Here is a 20,516-nt window from a genome sequence, read left to right on the forward strand (position 1 = left end):
CGGTTCCAGCATGCAGCTATGCGAGCCTTCTTTTCGGCGACATATGGCGGTGGATTGTCATGGACGATTCGAGCGATACCTTCCGGCTTCTGCAAAAGCGATATACCCAAAAGCCAGGCCCGACCGAGAGCGCCCCAGTCAGCCGCCAGTGGCGACTCCACGCAATAAATACCGACGTCACGCACTTACCGCAGCCAGAGGCCAATCGCACATCTCAAGCCGTTGACCAGGCGACTGCCTCCGCTACCGGGTTTGATCAGCTGCGCGAGCATCTGGCCCGTGTAAATCCCACACGAGCGGTGGAACCGCCAACTGGGCTCGAGCATGTGCATATTGTCGCGGTGGTATCGCCGCAAGGTGGAACGGGACGAACGACGGTCACAGCCAACCTTTCTGCTGCCCTGCAGAAAGCGGGGTTGAGCGTAGTGGCGCTGGATCTTGATCCGCAAAACTCCCTTCAGCACCATTTTCGCGAGCGCTACCATGCCGCTGCGGAACCGCCCGGCATCAGCCGTCCTGAAACCAATTGGCGATCTTGTGCCCAGAGTACCGAATGCGGCGCAATGCTGTTGCCTTTTGGAGCAGTGGACGATGCCCAACGCGACGCGCTCGAAGCCAGGCTACGCAACGATCCGAGTTGGCTGCGGGACAACCTCGATGCCTTGCACTTCACGCGCGATACAGTGATCGTCATGGATGTGCCGGCGGGAAGCTCGGTATACCTGCGCCAGGCATTGTCCATAGCAACGCTCGCCGTCGTCGTCAGCCTCGCTGACGCGGGCTCCTACATTGCGCTGTCGCCATTCGAGCTCACGATCGCGCACTACACCGATGACCGGCCGGATTTCTTGGGGATTGGTCACGTACTCAATCAGTTGGACGTAGCCAGAACGCTCAACCGCGATATTGCCAAGATCCTGCATGAGTCGGTCGGGCATGCTTTGCTCGCCGCCGTTCCGTACGATCCGAGTATTGCAGAATCACTCGCGTATCACCGCAACGCCTACCTTCACTCGCCTGACAGCGCGGGCTGCGAGGCGATTTCAGGTTGCGCTGAACGGCTGGTTGAGCGGCTCCTGACTTCGACCTTGCGTGCGCACGTCAGCTGAAATTTGCGCATCCACGCAGCCGCAAAGACGAGACGATGGGCATGGATTGAAGCGTTCCCAATGCGTGGAGCGGCTTGAACAAGCCGACATTGGATGGCGTCCCCTGCTGGAATCGAACCAGCATCTAGCCCTTAGGAGGGGCTTGTTCTATCCGTTGAACTAAGGGGACGACGCAGTCGCCTGGCAGCGACGGAGGGCATCTTACCCAGCGTAGGGCGGTTTGTCATGCCACCGAGCCGTCAATGGAACGCAGGGATGGCAAGCACACTCGGAAGTAGTACACCGCAGGAGTACCCGCATGAACGCTGACCCTTATTACGCATTACGTCTGTCTGGTGGCGGAGACCAAGCACCGCTGAACGATCTGGACGAAGCCGAGCATGAAACAGGCTCGGCTCCAGACCCCGCCGACCTTGACGAGGCCACCCTGAACGATCTGCTGTCCGAACCTGACCAGATAGAGATGGACCCAAACGTCCCGTAGCGCTAGATGTGCGCTATGCCAGTGCCCCAAGCGAGCGCTGGCTCTCGAATACTCGTTCTTCGCCCGAAAGAGGATCGGTAAACTGGAGGCGTCTGGCCAGTAGCTCGAGAGGCCGCGCGTAGTCGTCAGGCGCGTCGCGCGACGCCAGGACGGGATAGAACGGGTCATAGCGAATCGGCGCGCCTAATGCGCTCATGTGGACCCGGAGCTGATGCTTGCGACCAGTCACGGGTTCCAGCCTGTAGCGCCACCAGTTTGAAGCGGTTTCCAGCACCTCGATCCGAGTTTCCGAGTTCACAGCGCCCTCTGCCTCTGCGCTCAGAATGAACGGATTGCCTTCAACCAGACGACTCTTGCGAACGTGTGGATACGAAAGCCCGGGCAGTGGCTTCGCGATCGCTTCGTATTGCTTGTGCATGCGGCGCTCGCGAAACAGCGCCAAGTAGGCGTTGCGAGATTCGGGGCGAAGTGAAAACAGCACGAGCCCTGCGGTCAATCGATCGAGGCGATGCAGCGGGGTGACCTGCGGGTTATCGAGTTGCCTGGCCAAACGCGCAACGAGTGTCTGTTCCACATAGGGGCCGGATGGGACAACCGGAAGAAAGTGCGGCTTGTCCGCGACCAGTAGGTGCTCATCGTGATAGAGCACCTGCGCCTCGAATGGCACGATTGGCTCCGCAACGACCTCACGGAAGTATCGCACCTTCGTGCCGGCTCGATAGGGGGCGTCTACCGTCAAAGGCCGCCCCTCCGCATCCTGCACGCGCCCGCGGGCCATCCGGTCCTGCCAGACTGCGCGTTCAATTGCGGGGAAACGGTCTACGAGAAAATCAAGTAGCGAGCACCATGCTCCCGGGGGGAGATGGACCGTACTCGCGCCGAAGCGGCTGGGTGGGGTACTGCTAGTCATGGTAATTCGGGGTGAATGAACCGTAGCGGGGCATTATCCCCGCTACGCCACGTTACTCAACCTCGAAACTAGCCTTGACCACTACCGGGCGAAGTCGGCGGCTGAGCCATGCCGCGCGGGCCGGCGACACCCCAAATGATCAGTCCCAAAACGGGGAACACGACGATAAGCACTGCCCAGCCGATCTTTGCGCTGCCAGACTTCGAACTCTGGAATACGCTCGCTATCGCCCATAAATCCAGGGCAACGATGCATATACCTACGATGGTCCAAAAAATACCCATTGGTGTGTCTCCTCGTGGCTCTCACTAGTTAAGGCTCCATGCAGGCCGCAAGGGTTCCGAGTTTGTTGCGCGGTTCGTCGGAGTGGATGCTTGAGATCACGCTTTACCCCCGCTACCGTGGCGAACCTGCCGTAGGAGAATCCAATGCGTACGCTTCGCCTCGCCACCCTGACCGCACTGTTTTCGTTAGCCACGGGGTGCCAGATGTTCACTTCCACGCCTGTATCGAGCACGGCCAACGTGGTCCGTCTGCAGGGGACTTTGAGCCAGCAGGAGCAAAAATGGTGGTTCAGCCCATGTGACTCGCAGGAACGGCTTGAGGTGACCGAGCAAGGCGCCGCAGGCATTCTGCAGGACGCTAAAGCCCTCCAGGCGGGCGGCGGTCCCTTGTTCGCGGACATTGGCGGGCAGCGCCAGCCAGGGCGATTGCTACTGGGTCGTTTCTATCGACTGCAGTACGAAGGCAACGCCTGCGGTGACCCCATCTTTCGTCGACTCCAGGCACGCGCCGCCGGCAACGAGCCGTTCTGGAGCGCTGAGGTGAGCCCGAAGGGCATGGTAATCGACCGTCCGGGGGAACAGCAGTCCATGGTCCTCCCATTCCTGGAGGAACGGCTGCCGGACGGAAGCATGAGTTTGACGAGCGAGGCGAACGGCCATCGTGTCGAGCTTTGGCTCGCGCCTCAACGATGCACGGACAGCATGAGCGGCAACCTCTATCACCTGACCGCTGAGCTTCGCGTGGACGGCAAGGTCGACCGCGGCTGCGCCTATTACGGCGGACAGCGCCAGTAGGCGTCCTGCAAAGGGCGGAGGCCGCTGCCACAAGTCATCCGCCGCCCGCGGTTAGAGATCGTCCAAGCGCTGCTGAAGGGCAACACCGGCACCGACCAGCCCTGGATGGCCAGCGGTCACCAGCCAGACGGGAATTCCCTCGAAGAACCCGCTCATCTGCCCTTTATCGGCAAACGCCGCGTTGAAGCCGCTCTGGCAGAACATGTCGGCAATCCGGGGGATCACGCCTCCGGTAATGAATACACCGCCGCGGGCACCCAGCGTCAGGACATTGTTTCCGGCCGCACGGCCCAGGAAAACACAGAATTGTTCGACCACGCGGCAAGCCATGGCGTCCCCCGCCAGTGCCGCCTCGGTGATCTGGGACGGGTCTGTGTAGGTCGCCGTGCAACCCTCGACTTCACAGAACGCCCGATACAGGTTGAGCAAGCCATTGCCACTGAGCGCGTGCTCCGCACTGACGTGGCCGAACCGAGCATGCAGCGCGCCCCAGAGCTGCGCTTCCAGGGGCGTGTCGATAGGAAGGTCCACATGTCCCCCCTCCCCTGGCAGCGCTTTCCACCGGCCATTTGGCAAACACAGTAAGGTCGCGACCCCCAGCCCCGTACCCGGCCCCATGACTAGTATGGGCTGATGGGATTCGGCAACACCGGCACGCACCTCTCTACGCTCATCGGCATCGATGCGACTCATGCCCATCGCCTGAGCCGCGAAGTCGTTGATCAGCATGAACTCCTTCAGGCCAAGATCTTCGCAGAACTCACGACGGCTCAACGACCAGGCGTTGTTGGTGAATCGAAACGCATCGCCATGGACGGGGCCTGCGCAGGCGAGGCAAACCGCATCGACATCGTCGAGCGACGTGTCGACGCGCTCCAGGTAATGCCTGACCGCATCGGCCGGGCGCTGGAAGTCGCCCGGTGCCAACACCTCGACTTCGGTGGGCCGCTTGCCATCCCATAGCGCAAAGCGGGCATTGGTCCCGCCAATGTCCGCGATGAGCGATAGCCTCATTTCAGCGACTCCAGCTCAGCCGTGAACACGCTTGCGCCCTTCTCTGCCGGGCTAAAGGCTGCACGCATGAAGGCGAACAGTTCGCGGCCGCAGCCAATACCCATATCATCCGGGCGCGCAACGTTTTCGCGAGCTTCCCACTCAGCTGCGTCAACCTTGACCTCCAGCGTGCCGTTCGCGGCGTCCAACCGAATGATGTCGCCGTCGCGTACACGTGCCAGCGGCCCGCCGTCGACTGCTTCCGGGCTCATGTGGATGGCAGCCGGCACCTTGCCCGAGGCACCCGACATCCGGCCGTCCGTCACCAATGCCACATGAAAGCCGCGGTCTTGCAAAACACCGAGGAACGGCGTGAGCTTGTGAAGCTCAGGCATGCCGTTGGCCTTTGGCCCCTGGAAACGTACTACCGCAATGAAGTCGCGCTCCAGCTCGCCTGCCTTGAACGCCGTGGCGAGCTCCGCCTGATCCGCGAAGACACGCGCTGGCGCTTCGACGACACGGTGCTCAGGCGCAACGGCGGACACCTTGGTGACGCCACGGCCGAGGTTACCTTCGAGCACGCGAAGGCCGCCTTCGGGGGCAAACGGGTTCGACGCTGACCGAAGGATGTTCGGGTCCAGGCTCTCCATTGGTCCATCGCGCCATACCAGCTTGCCGTCTTCGATGAAGGCCTCCCGGGTGTAGGCCGACAGCCCACGCCCGAGAACGGTATTCACATCCTCATGCAGCAAGCCGGCTTCGAGCAGTGTCCGGACCATGAAGCCAACGCCACCGCACGCATGGAAATGGTTCACGTCTGCCTGGCCGTTTGGATACACCTTGGCCAACGTTGGCACGACGGTCGACAGATCCGCCATGTCTTGCCAGGTCAGCTGAATCCCGGCGGCCTGCGCGAACGCGGGGATATGCAGGGTGTGGTTGGTCGAACCACCGGTGGCATGAAGCGCCACGACGGCATTGACGATAGCTTTCTCATCCACGATTTCGCACAACGGCAGGTAATTGCCTCCCTGGCGGGTCAGGCGGGTGACCTGCCGCGCAGCTTCGCGGGTCAGCTCATCCCGCAGTGGTGTGTAGGGATTTACGAACGAGGAGCCCGGCAGATGGAGCCCCATCACCTCCATGACAACCTGGTTGGTGTTCGCTGTGCCGTAGAAGGTACATGTGCCTGGGCTGTGGTAAGACGCCATTTCCGAAGCCAACAACTCTTCGCGGGTTGCCTTGCCCTCTGCAAAGAGCTGGCGCACATGCGCCTTTTCCTTGTTGGAAATACCCGACGGCATGGGTCCGCCCGGAACGAATATGGTGGGCAGATGACCGAACCGGAGGGCGCCGAGAATCAGGCCGGGCACGATCTTGTCGCAGATACCCAGGCAAAGGGTGGCATCGAACATGTTGTGAGACAGCGCTATCGCAGTCGACATGGCAATGACTTCACGGCTCGCCAGGCTCATCTCCATGCCTGGCTCACCCTGAGTCACACCATCGCACATGGCAGGTACACCGCCCGCAAATTGGCCAACGGAGCCAATCTCACGCAAGGCTTCCTTGATGATCTTGGGGAAGTGCTCGTAGGGCTGATGCGCAGAAAGCATGTCGTTGTATGCCGAAACGATCGCCACATTGGCTTCGTTCATCAAGCGCAGGCGCTGCTTATCGTCACCTGACGCACAGCCCGCTACTCCATGGGCAAAGTTGGCGCACTGCAGCGCCCCACGGTGCGGGCCTTCGCTGGCAGCAGCCCCCATCTGGGCCATATATCGAGCACGCGTGGCTTTGCTTCGCTCGATCAGTCGTTCGGTGACTTCTATCACTCGGGGATGCATATCGGTCTCCTCTCAAGCCGCTGCCTGTGGCTGGCGGCAATACCCCGCCAGGCGGCGGCGTTCACGGTTCAGGTTGATATATGACAGGCGCTATAACGACTTTGATGACATCCACAGCCAAGTGGATCGATCAGCGCTTGCCTTCGATACGTCGGCCTTTGGCCTGCAGCACGATCAGGCGCATGGCGGACTCGGCCATGACCAATCGGTGCTCTTCGTTATCCATGGATTTCCAGCCCTTTATCTCCTTGCGCGTTCGGCCACACCCGCGGCAGACCTCATCGTCGAACTTGCACACACTGATGCAGGGGCTCTTCATGGTGTCTTCGGCGTCTCATCCGCCGCCTCCTCACTCACCTGATGTTCTACATCGTCAGCATCAGGGGAAGCATTTAGGTCTTGGAAATCCGTCTTGATGCCCTGCTCCATCCGGTCTAGCTCGGCCAGCAGGCTGCGGAAGCTGGCCTGCGCCGGTTCGTCAGCTGGCCCGCCCTCGTCCTCGGGCTGGCTGCCCCCCTCCTCACCAATCACGCTGTCGGCTCGCGCCTGCAGCGACGCAGGGACGGGCGGATCCTCATCGAGATCCGCCGGTTCCGGCGCCATTTCACGCAAGACAGCCAGTGGCGGCAATTCGTCGAGGCTCTTGAGGTTGAAGTGGTCCAGGAATGCGCGTGTTGTCGCAAACATTGCCGGCCGGCCTGGCACGTCTCGGTAGCCGACCACGCGTATCCACTCTCGCTCCTGCAATGTTTTGACGATCTGGCTGTTTACCGCAACGCCTCGAATGTCTTCGATCTCGCCACGGGTTATCGGTTGACGGTAGGCGATGAGTGCCAACGTTTCCAGCATCGCTCGTGAATAGCGCTGTGGGCGTTCCTCCCACAGCCGGCCAACCCAAGGAGCGAAACGTTGCTTGACCTGCAGGCGATAACCGGACGCTACCTCCTTCAATTCGAAAGCGCGCTTGCTGCAGGAGCCACCCAGCACGGCCAGGGCAGCCCGGATCTGTGCAGGCTCGGGCCGTTCGGCTTCTTCGAAAAGCTCAGCTAACCGCTCAATCGACAGCGGTTTCCCGGAGGCGAGAAGCAGCGCCTCGAGCAAAGACGCAAGTTCACGAGGATCGGACAAATTCATAGGGCGCGAGCCCGCACGTGGATAGGTGCATAAGGCGCATTCTGTACCAGTTCGACCAGGGATTCCTTTATCAGCTCGAGGATTGCCATGAAGGTCACGACCACGCCGAGGCGTCCTTCCTCGACGGTAAACAGTGCGCCAAAGGCGATGAAGCCACCTCCTCGAAGCCGTTCGAGCACGTCGCTCATGCGCTCGCGGGTAGAGAGCACTTCGCGCGTTACCTGGTGGCTCTCGAACATGTCAGCGCGGCGAAGCACTTCAGCCATCGCTACGAGCACTTCCTCCAGGCTGACCTCAGGCAGCAGCTTGCGCGCACGCGCTTCGGGGGCATCGATACGGGGTACCCGGAGGTCTCGTCCGACACGAGGTAGCGTGTCGAGGTCCTCGGCGGCCGTCTTGAAGCGCTCGTACTCCTGTAGCCGACGAATCAGCTCGGCGCGGGGATCTTCCTCGTCCTCTTCGATCTCGGTCGAGCGTGGCAGCAGCATCCGCGACTTGATCTCAGCTAGCATGGCAGCCATCACGAGATATTCCGCAGCCAGCTCAAGCCGCACCGACTTCATCAGTTCGACATAGCTCATGTACTGCCGCGTGATTTCAGCGACCGGGATATCGAGGATGTCAATGTTCTGCTTACGGATCAGATAGAGCAGCAAGTCCAGCGGGCCTTCGAACGCCTCGAGAAAGATCTCGAGGGCATCCGGCGGGATGTACAAATCCAGCGGAAGCTCGTTGAATGCTTCGCCATAGACAAGCGCAAGGGCAAGCTCCTGTTGTTCCGGGATCTTCGCCTCTGCTGTGCTGCTGCCGTCGGTCAAGACGTGGCCTCTTCGAATGGGCTCGGGTCCCCGCAACCAACGCGCACCACCCCGACCTCCCCTTCGGCCAGGTTGATGACGGTCGAGGCTTCGAGTCCGCCGTAGCCGCCGTCGATAACGAGATCGACGTCATGCTCGAGTGACTGGCGCATGTCATAGGGATCGCTCATTGGCAGCGTCTCACCGGGCATGATCAACGAGGCGCTCATCAACGGCTCGCCCAGCTCGGCCAGCAAGGCTTGCGCAATGGGATGGCCCGGTACGCGCAGCCCGATGGTGCGCCGCTTGGGATGCATGAGGATACGCGGCACCTCACGTGTGGCGCTCAGGATAAACGTATATGGCCCAGGGGTATGGGCCTTGAGCAGCCGGAAGGCATGCGTATCGACACGAGCAAAGACGCCGAGCTGCGAAAGGTCACTGCAGACCAGCGTGAAGTTATGCTTGTCATCGAGTTTGCGCAGCCGGCGGATACGCTCAACGGCATTCTTGTCGCCGATCTGGCAGCCCACTGCGTAGGACGAGTCGGTTGGATAAACGATGACGCCCCCTCGCCTGACGATTTCCACCGCTTGTTTGATCAGGCGTGGCTGCGGGTTCTCGGGATGGATCTGGAAAAACTGGCTCACGCGTGCTCCTTCGGCATGGTCATTCGGGCATCAGGCGAAGCGGTCCGACAGCTTGGGCAAATCGTCCGGAAGCGGGCGATACATGCCCAGCTCGGACCAGTCTCCAATGGCATGGAAATCGCTGCCCGCACTTGCCAATAGACCGAACTCACGCGTGAGAATTGCAAGTGTGCCGACCTGCTCCGCCGGCTGCATGCCATTGACGACTTCCAACGCATGACCGCCAGCTTCGGTGAACGCTGTGACGAGGCGACGCCGCTTACTGCGCGTGAATGCATAGTGATAGGGATGCGCAAGACTCACCCACGCGCCTGAGGCGCGCAGTGTCGATACGACTTCTTCGATCGACGGCCAATGCTGCCTGACGTCACCCAGTTTGCCTGCGCCCAGCCATTTGCGGAATGCCTCGGAGCGATCCTTCACGTGACCTTGCGCAACCAGATAGTCGGCAAAGTGTGGCCGTGCTGGCGCATTGTCCGTCTCGCCGCGCGATTGCTGGATCGCCTGTGCCCCTTCGAACGCGCCAGGCATGCCTTTCGCCGCGAGACGCCTGCCGATCTCCTCCGCTCGCTGCCAACGTGCCTGATGCATGGCGGCAAGGGCCGTGTTCAAGGCGTCGGCATCACGCTTGAATCCATAACCCAATACATGAATGGTCGCCCCGCCCCATAGACAGGACAGTTCCACACCGGAGATGAGCCTGATTCCCCGGGCCTGAGCGGCTGCCTCGGCTTCATCCAACCCCTCAAGGGTGTCGTGATCGGTCAGCGCCAATACACCGATACCCCGCTCGTGCGCGCGGTCGACCAGAGCGGATGGCGACAACGAGCCATCGGAGGCTGTGCTGTGGCAATGAAGATCTACGAACATGAAGGTACCGTTTAGCGAAGCATAAGTGGTGACCCTGGGTCACCGATGACGTCAGCCCAACTGGCAGCGCACGGCAGCTGACCGTCTATCTGGGACGGAACACCTTGTGACAGGGATCTGCCCAAGCGTGCGCTTACCCGAGCGGACGGGTTTGGTATTATGCCCCCCACATCCTGTCCTGGCTGCTGCCGTGAAACAATTCATCGATTTCATCCCGCTTCTGCTGTTCTTCATCGTCTACAAGATGGACCCCCGTACGGTCGATCTGGCCGGCCACAGCCTCGAGCTCGGCGGCATCTACAGCGCAACCGCGATGCTGATTGCCAGTTCGGTCATCGTCTACGGGGCGCTGTTCATTGCCCAGCGAAAGCTGGAGAAAGGCCAGTGGCTGACACTGGTTGCGTGCCTGGTATTCGGCGGGCTGACGCTGGCCTTCCATAGCGAGACCTTCCTGAAGTGGAAGGCGCCGGTCGTCAATTGGTTGTTCGCACTGGCCTTCGCTGCGAGCCATTTCATTGGTGACAAGCCATTGGTGCAACGCGTTATGGGCCATGCGCTGACGCTGCCTCAGCCTGTGTGGGTAAAACTCAATCTTGCCTGGATCGTGTTCTTCCTGGTTTGCGGGTTTGCGAATCTTTATGTGGCGTTCACGTACCAGTCCATCTGGGTGGACTTCAAGGTGTTCGGTAGCCTTGGGCTCACGCTTCTGTTCCTCGTAGGCCAGGGTATCTACCTTGCGCGCTACATGCAGGACACCAAACCCGACCAGAAAGACTGACGGCGCGCCGCCAAGCGAAGCCAGGGCTTGCGTGATCCGATGCAAGCCTGCCCCCTGCCCTATCACCTTCAGGCTTATATGAGCGAACTGCTACTGATCGACGACGACCGCGAATTGTGCGAACTGCTGTCGAGCTGGCTTAGCCAGGAAGGATTCCGCGTCAAGGCCTGCCATGACGGTCGATCGGCACAGCAGGAACTGGAGTCGCAGAGCCCTGCCGCCGTCGTTCTGGATGTAATGCTTCCCGATGGAAGCGGCCTGGAAGTGCTCAAGAAGCTACGTAGCGAGCACCCTGATCTGCCCGTCGTCATGTTGTCCGCACGCGGCGAACCTTTGGATCGGATCCTCGGGCTAGAATTGGGTGCGGATGATTACGTGGCCAAGCCCTGTGATCCACGTGAGCTCACGGCTCGCCTTCGCGCCGTGTTGCGCCGCGCTCAACCTCCTACCGCTGCAAGCCAGGTCGAGACAGGCGATTTGAGCTATAGCCCGGCGCGAGGTATCGCCACGGTGAGTGGCCAGGAAGTCAGCCTGACCGTATCCGAGGGGCGCCTGCTCGAGTCGTTGCTACGGCAGGCCGGCGAGCCTATCGACAAGCAGGCGCTGGCACAGTTGGCGCTCGGTCGGAAACTAACGCTCTATGATCGTAGCCTGGACATGCACGTCAGCAACCTCCGGCGCAAGCTGGGGCCACATGCGGATGGCCGCCCTCGCATCGTCGCGCTCCGCAGCCGCGGCTATTACTACAACGCCTAATTTAGCCTGCTTACAGTTCACGTACGGGCCTTTACCCAAGGTTTACTGACGGCTGACCGCTCCTGACATCGCACTCCCTAAACTGAACTCAGCCGGTATTTGCCGGTGTTCATGACAAGGAGAGCGCTCATGCGCAAGAAACTGATCATCGCCCTTTTTGCGGCGACGCTGCCAACACTTGCCCTAGCAATGCCGGAGGGCCCTCGAGACGGCCATAGAGGGCCGGGCCACTATTTGTTCCAGGATCTGGACCTGAGCAAGGAGCAGCGACGCGAAATCGGCAAGCTGATGGGAAGCGAGATGAAAGCTCGGCGCGACATCACCGAGCGCTATCTCGACAAGCTGCCAGAGGCGCAGAAATCCGCGATGGAAAAAGAGCTCAAGGCCTCGCAGGAAAACAACCAGAATGCAATCCGCGCGCTGCTGAACCCGGAACAGCAGAAGGCCTTTGACGAGGCAAAGAAAAAACGAGAGGCGCGGCGGGCCGAAATGGCCGAATTCCGGGCTTGGAAAGCCGAGAAGGAAAAGAACCGCTAACATGGCCTCTGCAATATCGCGCGTTGTTGGTGCTCCGTTACGGAACGGAGTCGTTGCGCGCCCGGAAGTCAGCCTGCCGAGCCGCCCTTGACTCGTTTCGAGGGCTGCTCACCGCGTCCGAAGGGTTCAGGCTTTGCGAAGATGAGGAGTGGTTCGGTGCGTTCGCTGTTCTGGAGAATCTTTGCCAGTTTCTGGCTGGCTATCGCCCTAGTGGCCGGCCTTGCAGTTGTAGTTGGCCGCACGCTCAATCAGGACAGCTGGATCATCAACGGTCATCCGGCCTTCGAAGGCCTCGCGGAGCGCTGGGCCTGGGTCTACGAGAACCAAGGTCCGCTAGCGGCGCAGATGCTGCTTGAACTGCATAAGCAGCGTTACCACGTGGATGTACAGGTGCTTGGAGAGAATGGCCAGCCACGGATCCGTGGCACCTTTCCACCTAGAGCCGCCGCCTTCGAAGCGCGCCAAGGGGACGACCGCCGCTTGCCCTGGCGCCGCCTTACCACCGATTACATTAGCCCTCAGACAGGCGAGACCTACCTCTTCATTTATCGCATTCCCTATCCCGAGCTGGATGCGTGGAATCGTGATGGAAGCCTTGGGCTGAGCATTCTGGCAATAGCACTCGTTGTGCTCACGTTGCTGTCCCTCTGGCTTACGCTGTCCATTACCCGCCCTCTCAACCGTCTAAGAGGTGCCGTTCACGATCTAGGGCAGACTGCGTATCAGCAGCACAGCTTGGCACGTCTGGCGCGACGTCGCGACGAACTCGGCGTTCTCGCGCGAGACTTCAATCGGATGGGCGCGCGTATCCAAGGATTGATAGGAAGCCAGCGCCAACTGCTTCGCGACGTTTCGCACGAACTTCGTTCGCCCCTCGCGCGCCTGCGCGTTGCACTTGCGTTGGCGGAGCGAGCCTCCGAAGACGAGCGCCAGAGACTGTGGCCCCGCCTGGCCCAGGAATGTGACCGACTGGAAACGTTGATCAGTGAAATTTTAGTCCTCGCTCGCTTGGACGCCGAGCCTGGCGCCTCTCAACCGATCGCTATCGCCCCGCTCCTCGAGAGGCTAAAGGAGGATAACCTGCTGGGCGCAGACGATCAGAAGATCGCCATCACAATGGCGCAGTCCATAGAAATTGAGGGCTGGCCTGACATGCTCGAACGCGCCGTCGATAACCTGCTACGTAACGCTGTACGATTCAATCCGCCGGGCCGACCAATCGAAGTCAATGTCAGTTCAGCCGATTCCGACGTATCGATTTCGATTCGAGACCGTGGCCCAGGCGTGGATCCTGCTTTGCTCGATCAGCTGGGCGAACCCTTCTTCCGCGCGCCGGACCAAACGGCTCCCGGCTATGGCCTGGGCCTGGCCATTGCACGCCGGGCAGCGCAACGTCACGGTGGCGACCTCGGATTCGCCAATCACCCTGACGGAGGCTTCGTCGCAACGCTGCGCCTGCCGCGCCGAATAGAGCGACAGTGATATATCGAGACGCCTGGCTTGGCCTAACCCCGCCAAGCGGTGACGAAGTCGGCCGTGCTCAGTTGCGGTGCTGTGCGAGGCTCCTTGTCAGGCGTTCCGAGATACACGAATCCCAGGCACTGCTCGTACTCAGCAAGCCCCAGTCCGTTCGCCACATACGGATCGTAGGCCAACGGACCACTTCGCCAGATGGCTCCGAGTCCCAAAGCAAAGGCGGCCTGAATGATCCCGTGAGCGGCACAGCCCGCAGTCAACTGCTGCTCGAGGCCCGGCACCTTGGGATGCTTCAGTACACGCGCGACGACCACAACGATCAAGGGAGCACGAAGAGGATTGCGGCGCGCCTTCTCGACCGCTTCTTGCTTCGGAGGATCTTCACCCTGCTCGAGTGCAGCGGCGAACAAGTCACCCAACCGTTCACGGGCCTGTCCCTCGATGGTCAAAAAGCGATAGGGGCGCAGCAATCCGTGGTCGGGCGCACGCAGGGCAGCCCGAAAAAGCCAATCTCGTTGCTGCGCGCTCGGTGCAGGCTCGGTCAGTTTCGCGATGGAGACACGCTGCGTGAGCGCCTCAAGAGCATCCATGGATACCTCCTGACAGGAATGTAACGACATTCTATAGGCGGAGGACAGGTTGCAGCGAGCCAGACCATGGGGGCTATCGCCCTTTAAGCTACACGAGGAGAAACGTCCGGCTCTAGCGGTGGTGTCAACGGCGGCAATCCATATGCCGCGCGCGCGGCATCGCAGCGCTCATTGTGCTCCCCATTCTCCCAGGACGCTTCAAACTCGCGGCAGGGGGAGGAGCGGTGCTCATATATTGTGCACCGAGTACCGCAGCCTACGTCGCCCAGCAGCGAGACACAGCGCGTAGGCTTCGTGTCAGTACCTTGCATGGCTACGCGAGAAGGTGAAATCTGGATCACGAGATCATCGGGCACGGTCCCGCCGGCCGATTGGCACTCGCCCCAGAAGAACGACACACGGAAATGCGCGCAGCAGGCGCCGCAGGTCAAACACGGATTCGAACTGGACATGATGAAAACGATAGGCTGAAAACCGGAACGCTCCGGCACAAAGGACCAACGAACGTGTTCGCCCTGTGGCAACCCGACATGAACCTGAAGCCCTGGGCGGCCTAGAGATGCGACCCGCGATGCGGCCCGACTCCTGCACGTCCAAGATCGACCCGTGCAGCGCGGCTATTCTATTCCTCGCCATGCATTTGGGAAGCGGGTGCCGGTGCTTTTCGTCCGACATTTCTTGTACCGCGGCATGTCGCTAGAATGTCGACCTTTTGAGTTGCAGCTCACTTATGGCCCTGTCCACCTTACGTGTCATCAGCTTTATCATTGGGGTCTTCCTGCTCATCCTCGCGGCGAGCATGGTCGTGCCCATGGCGACGCTGGTCCTGATGGACGAAAAGGAGCATCTGAGCGCATTCATTTGGGGCTGCTTCATCACGGCTGCCGCAGGTCTTGTTCTCCTCCTCCCAGGGCGCCCGCAGAATAACCACTTAAGACCACGCGACCTCTATCTGCTGACGACATCGATCTGGGTAGCTGTGTGCATCTTTGCTGCGCTTCCCATGATGTTTCTCCAGCATCTGAGCTATACCGACGCCTTTTTCGAAACGATGTCCGGGATTACAACCACTGGCGCAACGGTCCTGACGAACCTGGACAACTCTTCTGCCGGAATCCTCATGTGGCGGTCGCTGCTGCAATGGATGGGTGGCATCGGCTTCGTCGCGATGGGCGTAGCGGTGTTGCCCATGTTGCGCGTAGGGGGCATGCGCCTGTTCCAGACCGAGTCTTCGGATTGGGGTGAGAAAGTCATACCTCGATCGCATATCGCGGCAAAATACATCTCTGCTATCTACCTGACGCTTACCGCAGCGTGCACACTGGCTTACTGGCTCGCCGGCATGAGTCCGTTCGACGCGGTCAACCATGCACTTAGCACCGTCTCCACAGCGGGATTCTCGACGTCCGACTCGTCGCTCGGAGGTTTCAGCAACGCGTCACACTGGGTCGCCGTCGTCTTTATGCTGCTTGGCGCACTGCCGTTCGTCCTGTACGTCGCGCTGTTGAGGGGCAACCCCGTGGCCATGCTGAAGGACCAACAAGTGCGCGGATTCCTCGGTGCTACAGTCACGATCTGCCTCTTTACCGCGGTATGGCTTTGGCTAAATAGCGACTATGCGTTTATAGACTCTTTAAGAATGGCGAGCGTGAACATCGTTTCGGTCATCACCACCACAGGATTTTCGGTCGGCGACTACAGTCAGTGGGGTGGCTTCGCCTTCATGCTCTTCTTCTACCTAACATTCATGGGTGGCTGCTCAGGGTCGACCACCGGTGGGCTGAAGATCTTCCGATTCCAGGTCGCTTTCACGCTATTGCGGGGAGGATTGAAACAGCTCGTTCACCCTCGAGCCGTCTTCAAACAGCAATACAATGGCCGCAATCTGGATGAAGAAATTGTCCGGTCTATTCTGACCTTCTCGTTCTTCTTCACCATCACTATCGGTATTCTAGCGCTGGCGCTGACAATGCTCGGTCTAGATCCAATCACCGCGCTGACCGGCGCTGCAACCGCTGTATGTAACGTAGGTCCAGGGCTAGGCAACATCATCGGCCCTGCTGGCAATTTTTCGAGCCTGCCCGACACCGCAAAGTGGCTGTTGGCGATTGGTATGCTACTTGGCCGTCTTGAGATCATCACAGTGTTGGTATTGCTGACACCAACATTCTGGCGACATTAAACAGCCGACCGTTCAGCGGGTTTCGCGTGTTTACCGAGAGATTCATCACAACCTGAGCAACGGAATAGCTCAGGTCGGTGGTAGTGAAGTAGGCAATCGTTTGTCATTGGATTTTTGAAAACCCAACGACGCGCGATCGACCGCCTGGCACTTAGTAATGGCATTGTGTCATCGCCACCTATTATGATGGCAATGAGCCTCCGCATGAGCCTGTGCCTAGCGGAAGAGCCTTCCTCACCGTGTGCCTCGTCGACGCGACCGACAATCGCTGACGACGAGTCCGCTGGGCGTTTACCCCATCCGCACGCAAGAAGACCGTGAGAGGCACGGCGAACATCATCTAGACGCCATGTGGCAAGGATGCACCCCTTCGTTATGAAAACCCTTCCCTCCCCCTTGGAAAGCGGCTTTCTTTCCTGCGGCCGTCGCGAGTACCACGCGCGTATCCTGGCCTATCTGACTTTTTCGGCAAGTGTTGCCGTTGGTGTGTATGTCGGCCAGTTCGGGTATGCGATGCTCTGGTCGATACTCTTCGCGCTGTTTTATCCGCATGTCATCCAGCAGGTGGCTTATCGTTTCGACCATCCGATTGCTCAGGTGCGACTGGTTCTGCTCTTCCTCGATGCGATTCATATCGGCGTAGGCACCGTCCTCCTAGGGCTGGCTATCGTGCCGTCCGCAATGCTTTTACTGACGCTCGCTTTCGCCAGCCTTGTTGCAGGTGGAATGCGTTGCCTCGGATTAACGTTCCTGACCGCGGCGAGCGCATGCATTTTCACCAGTGCTCTGTTCAAGCCACATGTTCAGCTGGAAAGCGCGCTGGGCGTCTCGGTGGTGGCCGTTTTCTTCACGGTTCTGAACCTCCTCCTTACCGCATACGCCCTACATGTCCTCATCCAATATGTGGGCGAGTTCAGAAATGAAGTCAAAGAAGAGAAGGAAAAGGCAGGTCGCCTAGCCCGGGACCTCGCTAAATACCTTTCTCCGCAGGTCTGGAAATTGATTTTCGATGGCCAGCGCAATGTACGTCTCGAAACTCAGCGCAAGAAGCTCACCGTATTCTTCTCTGATATCAAAGGATTCACAGAGCTATCGGAGGAACTCGAAGCAGAGGCTCTGACCGATCTCCTCAATACGTACCTGAACGAGATGTCAAAGATCGCCTTGAAACATGGGGGGACTATCGACAAGTTCGTCGGGGATAGCGTGATGGTTTTCTTCGGCGACCCAGCGACTCAAGGCGCTAAGAATGACGCGCTCGCAGCCGTCGCGATGGCTATCGACATGCGTAAGCACATGAAGGTCCTTTGGCAGCAATGGCGTAGTCAGGGTATCCACAAGCCATTGGAGATTCGGATGGGGATCAACACGGGCTACTGCACAGTGGGCAACTTCGGTGCATCGACCCGAATGGACTACACAATCATCGGTAGGGAGGTGAATCTCGCTAGCCGTCTGGAGAACGCAGCCGACGCCGGAGAGATCCTCATCTCGCACGAGACGTATTCATTAGTAAAAGATGTGATCATGTGCCGCGATAAGGGGCAAATCAACGTCAAGGGGTTCAGCCGCCCGGTACAGATTTATCAAGTTGTAGACTTCCGGCGCGACCTCGGCGGCTCCTCGAGCTATGTCGAGCATGAGTTGCCTGGTTTTTCGATGTATCTGGATACTAACGGTGTTCAGTCTTATGACAAGCAGCGAGTTATCGAGGCGTTGAGTCAGGCTGCGGAGAAGTTACGGGATCGGGTCTTGTAACCCATTCCATATAGACTCGGTCTGCCAGCGAGATGCTGCCTGCGATGCCGGTCGAGCGTCGGACATACGCGTTTACGACTGCGTAATCCGTGTGTCCGTTAAACTGATCTGGGTCAATCGGAAGGCTGGCCGCTCGCCTAAGCTTTGGGCGTATGTCAGGTGTGCAGAGAGCCTTCGCGCGCCGTTTCCGAGGTGCGTCCCTCAATTAGCCACAAGGCGCACCTCTGGCCCATCCGGAGGTGCCCGATGTCTGAACAGAATGAAATTCTCGTACTACCGAACCCCAGCCTCGGCCGATCGGCTGCACTGGCACGAGCAGCGTGCCTGGCGGAGCGCACTGGCAATCGCGTACACATCATTCTCTTCATCCAAGAGAAGGACCTCGCCAGGCCTACAGCCTTTTCGCCTTGCTCGGCACCTACCGAACATATTGAACATCTCATGCTTTGGATGCAGGAAACGGTAAACGCATTGTCAGCTAAAGGGCTCACCGCAACCTTCGATGCGGACGATTGCCCTGACAACTCAGACGCATTGCTTATGAAGGTCACACAGCGGCGGCCTGCGATGGTGATAAAGGACCTGAAACACGCGCCTTCCTTCACGCGTCCTTTCATGACTTCCCTGGACTGCCAGTTACTTCGGGCGTGCGGCGCCCCGCTTCATCTGGTTGGCCCAGGCGACAAGCCTCGTCCACAGCAAATCGTTGCGGCTGTCGATGTCGATGATACGAGTGAACGCAATATGCGACTTAACGCTTCTATCATCCAGACCGCAAATTCCTTGGCACAAGCATGCGACGCGACGGTGCAACTCTTCGGCGCATACGCAGTGACGCCTGGATACATCAGTGGCAGCAACGCCCTGGCTGCGTGGAAGCACAGGTATGCGGCAGAGAGCAGGGAAATGCAGCAGGCGGCATTCTACGAGTTCGCCGCACGTTTTGACGTTCCCGTAGACAAGTGCCACTTTCTTCCGGGCCACCCTGTGTCGGCCTTGGTCGACTTTTCACGCCGGATCAACGCAGACCTGATAGCCATGGGCGTGAAACCCCAGCAATGGCTTGAACGCGTTATTAAAAGCTCTACCGAGTCCATGCTGGCTAAGACTGGCTGCAGCCTGCTAGCCGTCCACGGCGATTGAACCGACCTTCCAGTACGGCGTCCTGATGCGTTGCCGTGGACGCTGTCCCCTTACATACGCCGGGCGCGCCATAGCCCTATAGCAACACATAAGGCAACAGCAACGCAGGCAACCAACGACCATTCTGCAAGCGATAGCCCGAAGATCGGCGGATAGGCAGTTCCACACATCCCTGTTGCTTGGAATACCGTTGGCCACCATTGGGCAAGAGGAATAGCGTCAGTCCAGAGTTGCACCACATCCCTGCCGCAGCTGGCAAACGGGTTGAACTCCAAATACACCAGCCTCCCGGAAACCGCAGCGCCTGCCAGCGATACAACGAGAATAAACAATGCGACGCCGACTCGCCCTCCTCGCTTACGAACAAGAGCTCCTGCAAATGCCGCTATCGCGATGAGCAGGAAGAGGTAACGCAAGACAATGCAGAGGGGGCACGGGTCTTGGCCGCCGAAGATCTGGATGGCGACGGCGCCAATGACCAGGGCCACGCTAATCAAACCTAGCAAAACCAACAGTCCGCTTTGCGTATAGGTCGGATATCCAGAAGCACGAGACGACATTTACTAGCTCCACCGGTGAGAGGTTGCTCGGCGATAATGGCTTGGCCAAGCACCTGTCATCTTAGCGGATCACCCCATCCAAGTTGTACCAACAAAACCGACTGGCATGTTGGGGCGATAAGCGTGTCTCATGTATCGCACTCATCGGCAAGCAATCTTTAGCATGGCGGTGGAGCCTGGCGACCTGCCTTACCTACCGTTGGGCCGTACTAGCAGAAGGCGGAAACCAGACGTGCAGCTCGATATACCGGAGCTGCACGTCTGGATTGCATAACCAACGTTGCGTTCTACTTCTTACTACGGCGTTGGCCGAGTCGCTGAAGACTGTCCGGCGGGCTGTTAGGCTACGGTCGTATCTGCTGCACAAATTGAGCGAAGGATGGTCAGCAACGCAGACGTCGGTTTATCGAACGGCTGCGGTCGGCGATCTTTGAGCGTGGGGATGTGCAGTATTGGCAGCGCTTGCCTGATGAGGCATGACGTGCAACAGGCCTTTATAGCGCCATTCTCGCCGCGTTGCTTGGACGTTCCGCTACGCCCCTGGCGCTCCGGGCTTTTTCGCGGCGCAAAGAAGAAACCCCAGCCTCTTTCGAAGTTGGGGTTTCGTATAGGAGCTTGACGATGACCTACTCTCACATGGGGAGACCCCACACTACCATCGGCGATGCATCGTTTCACTACTGAGTTCGGGATGGGATCAGGTGGTTCCAACGCTCTATGATCGTCAAGCAATTTGGTTGGGGAGTCGATATTGAGTCGCTTCCCCGAATTGGGTATGTGATGGATCGGTATACGAGTTCGCAAGCTTTCGGCTTGGTCGGCTTCGACCGCTCGCACCCATCTGCAAGGCAGATTGTTTGGGT

The 20,516-nt window shown here is 59.3% G+C and carries 22 protein-coding genes, 1 tRNA gene and 1 rRNA gene; 10 read left to right on the top strand and 14 right to left on the bottom strand.

Annotation, left to right across the window (positions count from 1 at the left end):
* The first annotated feature begins 59 nt into the window (after positions 1-59).
* Positions 60-1,109: a cellulose biosynthesis protein BcsQ gene (bcsQ, locus tag ACY8D3_RS13700; RefSeq protein WP_462379322.1), complete on the top strand. Its 1,050-nt coding sequence runs from the start codon at positions 60-62 to the stop codon at positions 1,107-1,109.
* Between the two features lie 94 nt (positions 1,110-1,203).
* Here the strand turns inward: bcsQ and ACY8D3_RS13705 are convergent.
* Positions 1,204-1,278, bottom strand: a tRNA-Arg gene (locus tag ACY8D3_RS13705).
* 129 nt (positions 1,279-1,407) lie between these two features.
* Between ACY8D3_RS13705 and ACY8D3_RS13710 the strand changes: the two genes are divergently transcribed.
* Positions 1,408-1,593 carry a hypothetical protein gene (locus ACY8D3_RS13710; RefSeq protein ID WP_462379323.1) on the top strand — a complete coding sequence of 62 codons (186 nt, stop codon included), beginning with the start codon at positions 1,408-1,410 and terminating at the stop codon, positions 1,591-1,593.
* A 13-nt stretch (positions 1,594-1,606) separates the two neighbouring features.
* On the opposite strand, the gene ACY8D3_RS13715 is transcribed toward ACY8D3_RS13710, so the two are convergent.
* Both ACY8D3_RS13715 and ACY8D3_RS13720 read right to left on the bottom strand, forming a co-directional pair.
* Entirely contained in the window at positions 1,607-2,503 is an 897-nt protein-coding gene (locus ACY8D3_RS13715; RefSeq protein WP_462379324.1) for a pseudouridine synthase, read from the bottom strand.
* A 68-nt stretch (positions 2,504-2,571) separates the two neighbouring features.
* Complete coding sequence (locus ACY8D3_RS13720) at positions 2,572-2,787, bottom strand: PLD nuclease N-terminal domain-containing protein (protein ID WP_462379325.1); 216 nt, start codon at positions 2,785-2,787, stop codon at positions 2,572-2,574.
* Positions 2,788-2,931: 144 nt separating this feature from the next.
* On the opposite strand from ACY8D3_RS13720, the gene ACY8D3_RS13725 reads away from it, so the two are divergent.
* The gene (locus tag ACY8D3_RS13725; RefSeq protein ID WP_462379326.1) at positions 2,932-3,582 is read left to right on the top strand and encodes a COG3650 family protein; all 651 of its coding nucleotides are present in this window, start codon (positions 2,932-2,934) and stop codon (positions 3,580-3,582) included.
* Positions 3,583-3,633: 51 nt separating this feature from the next.
* Here ACY8D3_RS13725 and ACY8D3_RS13730 read toward each other — a convergent pair whose 3' ends face one another.
* The 7 genes from ACY8D3_RS13730 to ACY8D3_RS13760 all read right to left on the bottom strand — a co-directional run bounded on the left by ACY8D3_RS13730 (position 3,634) and on the right by ACY8D3_RS13760 (position 9,873).
* A complete protein-coding gene (locus ACY8D3_RS13730; RefSeq protein WP_462379327.1) occupies positions 3,634-4,596 on the bottom strand; it encodes a glucokinase in 963 nt (320 codons plus the stop codon).
* Entirely contained in the window at positions 4,593-6,422 is a 1,830-nt protein-coding gene (edd, locus tag ACY8D3_RS13735) for a phosphogluconate dehydratase (RefSeq protein WP_462379328.1), read from the bottom strand. The genes ACY8D3_RS13730 and edd overlap by 4 nt, the downstream gene beginning before the upstream one ends.
* 130 nt (positions 6,423-6,552) lie before the next feature.
* Positions 6,553-6,741 carry a DUF1289 domain-containing protein gene (locus tag ACY8D3_RS13740; RefSeq protein WP_462379329.1) on the bottom strand — a complete coding sequence of 63 codons (189 nt, stop codon included), beginning with the start codon at positions 6,739-6,741 and terminating at the stop codon, positions 6,553-6,555.
* The gene (scpB, locus tag ACY8D3_RS13745; RefSeq protein ID WP_462379330.1) at positions 6,738-7,556 is read right to left on the bottom strand and encodes an SMC-Scp complex subunit ScpB; all 819 of its coding nucleotides are present in this window, start codon (positions 7,554-7,556) and stop codon (positions 6,738-6,740) included. Before scpB ends, ACY8D3_RS13740 begins: the two co-directional genes overlap by 4 nt.
* The gene (locus tag ACY8D3_RS13750; RefSeq protein ID WP_462384382.1) at positions 7,553-8,278 is read right to left on the bottom strand and encodes a segregation and condensation protein A; all 726 of its coding nucleotides are present in this window, start codon (positions 8,276-8,278) and stop codon (positions 7,553-7,555) included. The genes scpB and ACY8D3_RS13750 overlap by 4 nt, the downstream gene beginning before the upstream one ends.
* Before the next feature lie 92 nt (positions 8,279-8,370).
* Positions 8,371-9,003: an L-threonylcarbamoyladenylate synthase gene (locus tag ACY8D3_RS13755; protein WP_462379331.1), complete on the bottom strand. Its 633-nt coding sequence runs from the start codon at positions 9,001-9,003 to the stop codon at positions 8,371-8,373.
* A 30-nt stretch (positions 9,004-9,033) separates the two neighbouring features.
* Positions 9,034-9,873 carry a PHP domain-containing protein gene (locus ACY8D3_RS13760; RefSeq protein WP_462379332.1) on the bottom strand — a complete coding sequence of 280 codons (840 nt, stop codon included), beginning with the start codon at positions 9,871-9,873 and terminating at the stop codon, positions 9,034-9,036.
* Between the two features lie 190 nt (positions 9,874-10,063).
* Between ACY8D3_RS13760 and ACY8D3_RS13765 the strand changes: the two genes are divergently transcribed.
* The 4 genes from ACY8D3_RS13765 (at position 10,064) to ACY8D3_RS13780 (ending at position 13,426) form a co-directional block, all read left to right on the top strand.
* Positions 10,064-10,651 carry a septation protein A gene (locus ACY8D3_RS13765; protein WP_462379333.1) on the top strand — a complete coding sequence of 196 codons (588 nt, stop codon included), beginning with the start codon at positions 10,064-10,066 and terminating at the stop codon, positions 10,649-10,651.
* A gap of 78 nt (positions 10,652-10,729) precedes the next feature.
* Positions 10,730-11,407: a response regulator transcription factor gene (locus tag ACY8D3_RS13770; protein ID WP_462379334.1), complete on the top strand. Its 678-nt coding sequence runs from the start codon at positions 10,730-10,732 to the stop codon at positions 11,405-11,407.
* A gap of 129 nt (positions 11,408-11,536) precedes the next feature.
* Positions 11,537-11,944, top strand: a complete 408-nt coding sequence (locus ACY8D3_RS13775; RefSeq protein ID WP_462379335.1) for a Spy/CpxP family protein refolding chaperone — start codon at positions 11,537-11,539, stop codon at positions 11,942-11,944.
* A 156-nt stretch (positions 11,945-12,100) separates the two neighbouring features.
* The gene (locus ACY8D3_RS13780) at positions 12,101-13,426 is read left to right on the top strand and encodes a sensor histidine kinase (RefSeq protein ID WP_462379336.1); all 1,326 of its coding nucleotides are present in this window, start codon (positions 12,101-12,103) and stop codon (positions 13,424-13,426) included.
* A gap of 23 nt (positions 13,427-13,449) precedes the next feature.
* On the opposite strand, the gene ACY8D3_RS13785 is transcribed toward ACY8D3_RS13780, so the two are convergent.
* Positions 13,450-14,010, bottom strand: a complete 561-nt coding sequence (locus ACY8D3_RS13785; RefSeq protein ID WP_462379337.1) for a nitroreductase family protein — start codon at positions 14,008-14,010, stop codon at positions 13,450-13,452.
* Between the two features lie 83 nt (positions 14,011-14,093).
* Positions 14,094-14,462 (bottom strand): YkgJ family cysteine cluster protein, encoded by a 369-nt coding sequence (locus ACY8D3_RS13790; RefSeq protein WP_462379338.1) that lies wholly within the window; start codon positions 14,460-14,462, stop codon positions 14,094-14,096.
* Positions 14,463-14,740: 278 nt separating this feature from the next.
* Here ACY8D3_RS13790 and ACY8D3_RS13795 point away from each other — a divergent pair, with 278 nt between their 5' ends.
* The 3 genes from ACY8D3_RS13795 to ACY8D3_RS13805 all read left to right on the top strand — a co-directional run bounded on the left by ACY8D3_RS13795 (position 14,741) and on the right by ACY8D3_RS13805 (position 19,093).
* Complete coding sequence (locus ACY8D3_RS13795) at positions 14,741-16,192, top strand: TrkH family potassium uptake protein (protein ID WP_462379339.1); 1,452 nt, start codon at positions 14,741-14,743, stop codon at positions 16,190-16,192.
* Between the two features lie 375 nt (positions 16,193-16,567).
* Positions 16,568-17,950, top strand: a complete 1,383-nt coding sequence (locus ACY8D3_RS13800) for an adenylate/guanylate cyclase domain-containing protein (RefSeq protein WP_462379340.1) — start codon at positions 16,568-16,570, stop codon at positions 17,948-17,950.
* A gap of 246 nt (positions 17,951-18,196) precedes the next feature.
* On the top strand, positions 18,197-19,093 hold the full coding sequence (locus ACY8D3_RS13805) for a universal stress protein (RefSeq protein WP_462379341.1): 897 nt from the start codon (positions 18,197-18,199) through the stop codon (positions 19,091-19,093).
* Between the two features lie 50 nt (positions 19,094-19,143).
* Here the strand turns inward: ACY8D3_RS13805 and ACY8D3_RS13810 are convergent, their stop codons facing one another.
* The gene (locus ACY8D3_RS13810; protein ID WP_462379342.1) at positions 19,144-19,653 is read right to left on the bottom strand and encodes a disulfide bond formation protein B; all 510 of its coding nucleotides are present in this window, start codon (positions 19,651-19,653) and stop codon (positions 19,144-19,146) included.
* 613 nt (positions 19,654-20,266) lie between these two features.
* Positions 20,267-20,382, bottom strand: a 5S ribosomal RNA gene (gene rrf, locus ACY8D3_RS13815).
* Positions 20,383-20,516 lie beyond the last annotated feature (134 nt).

It is taken from the genome of Pseudomonas sp. Marseille-QA0892, assembly GCF_054950135.1.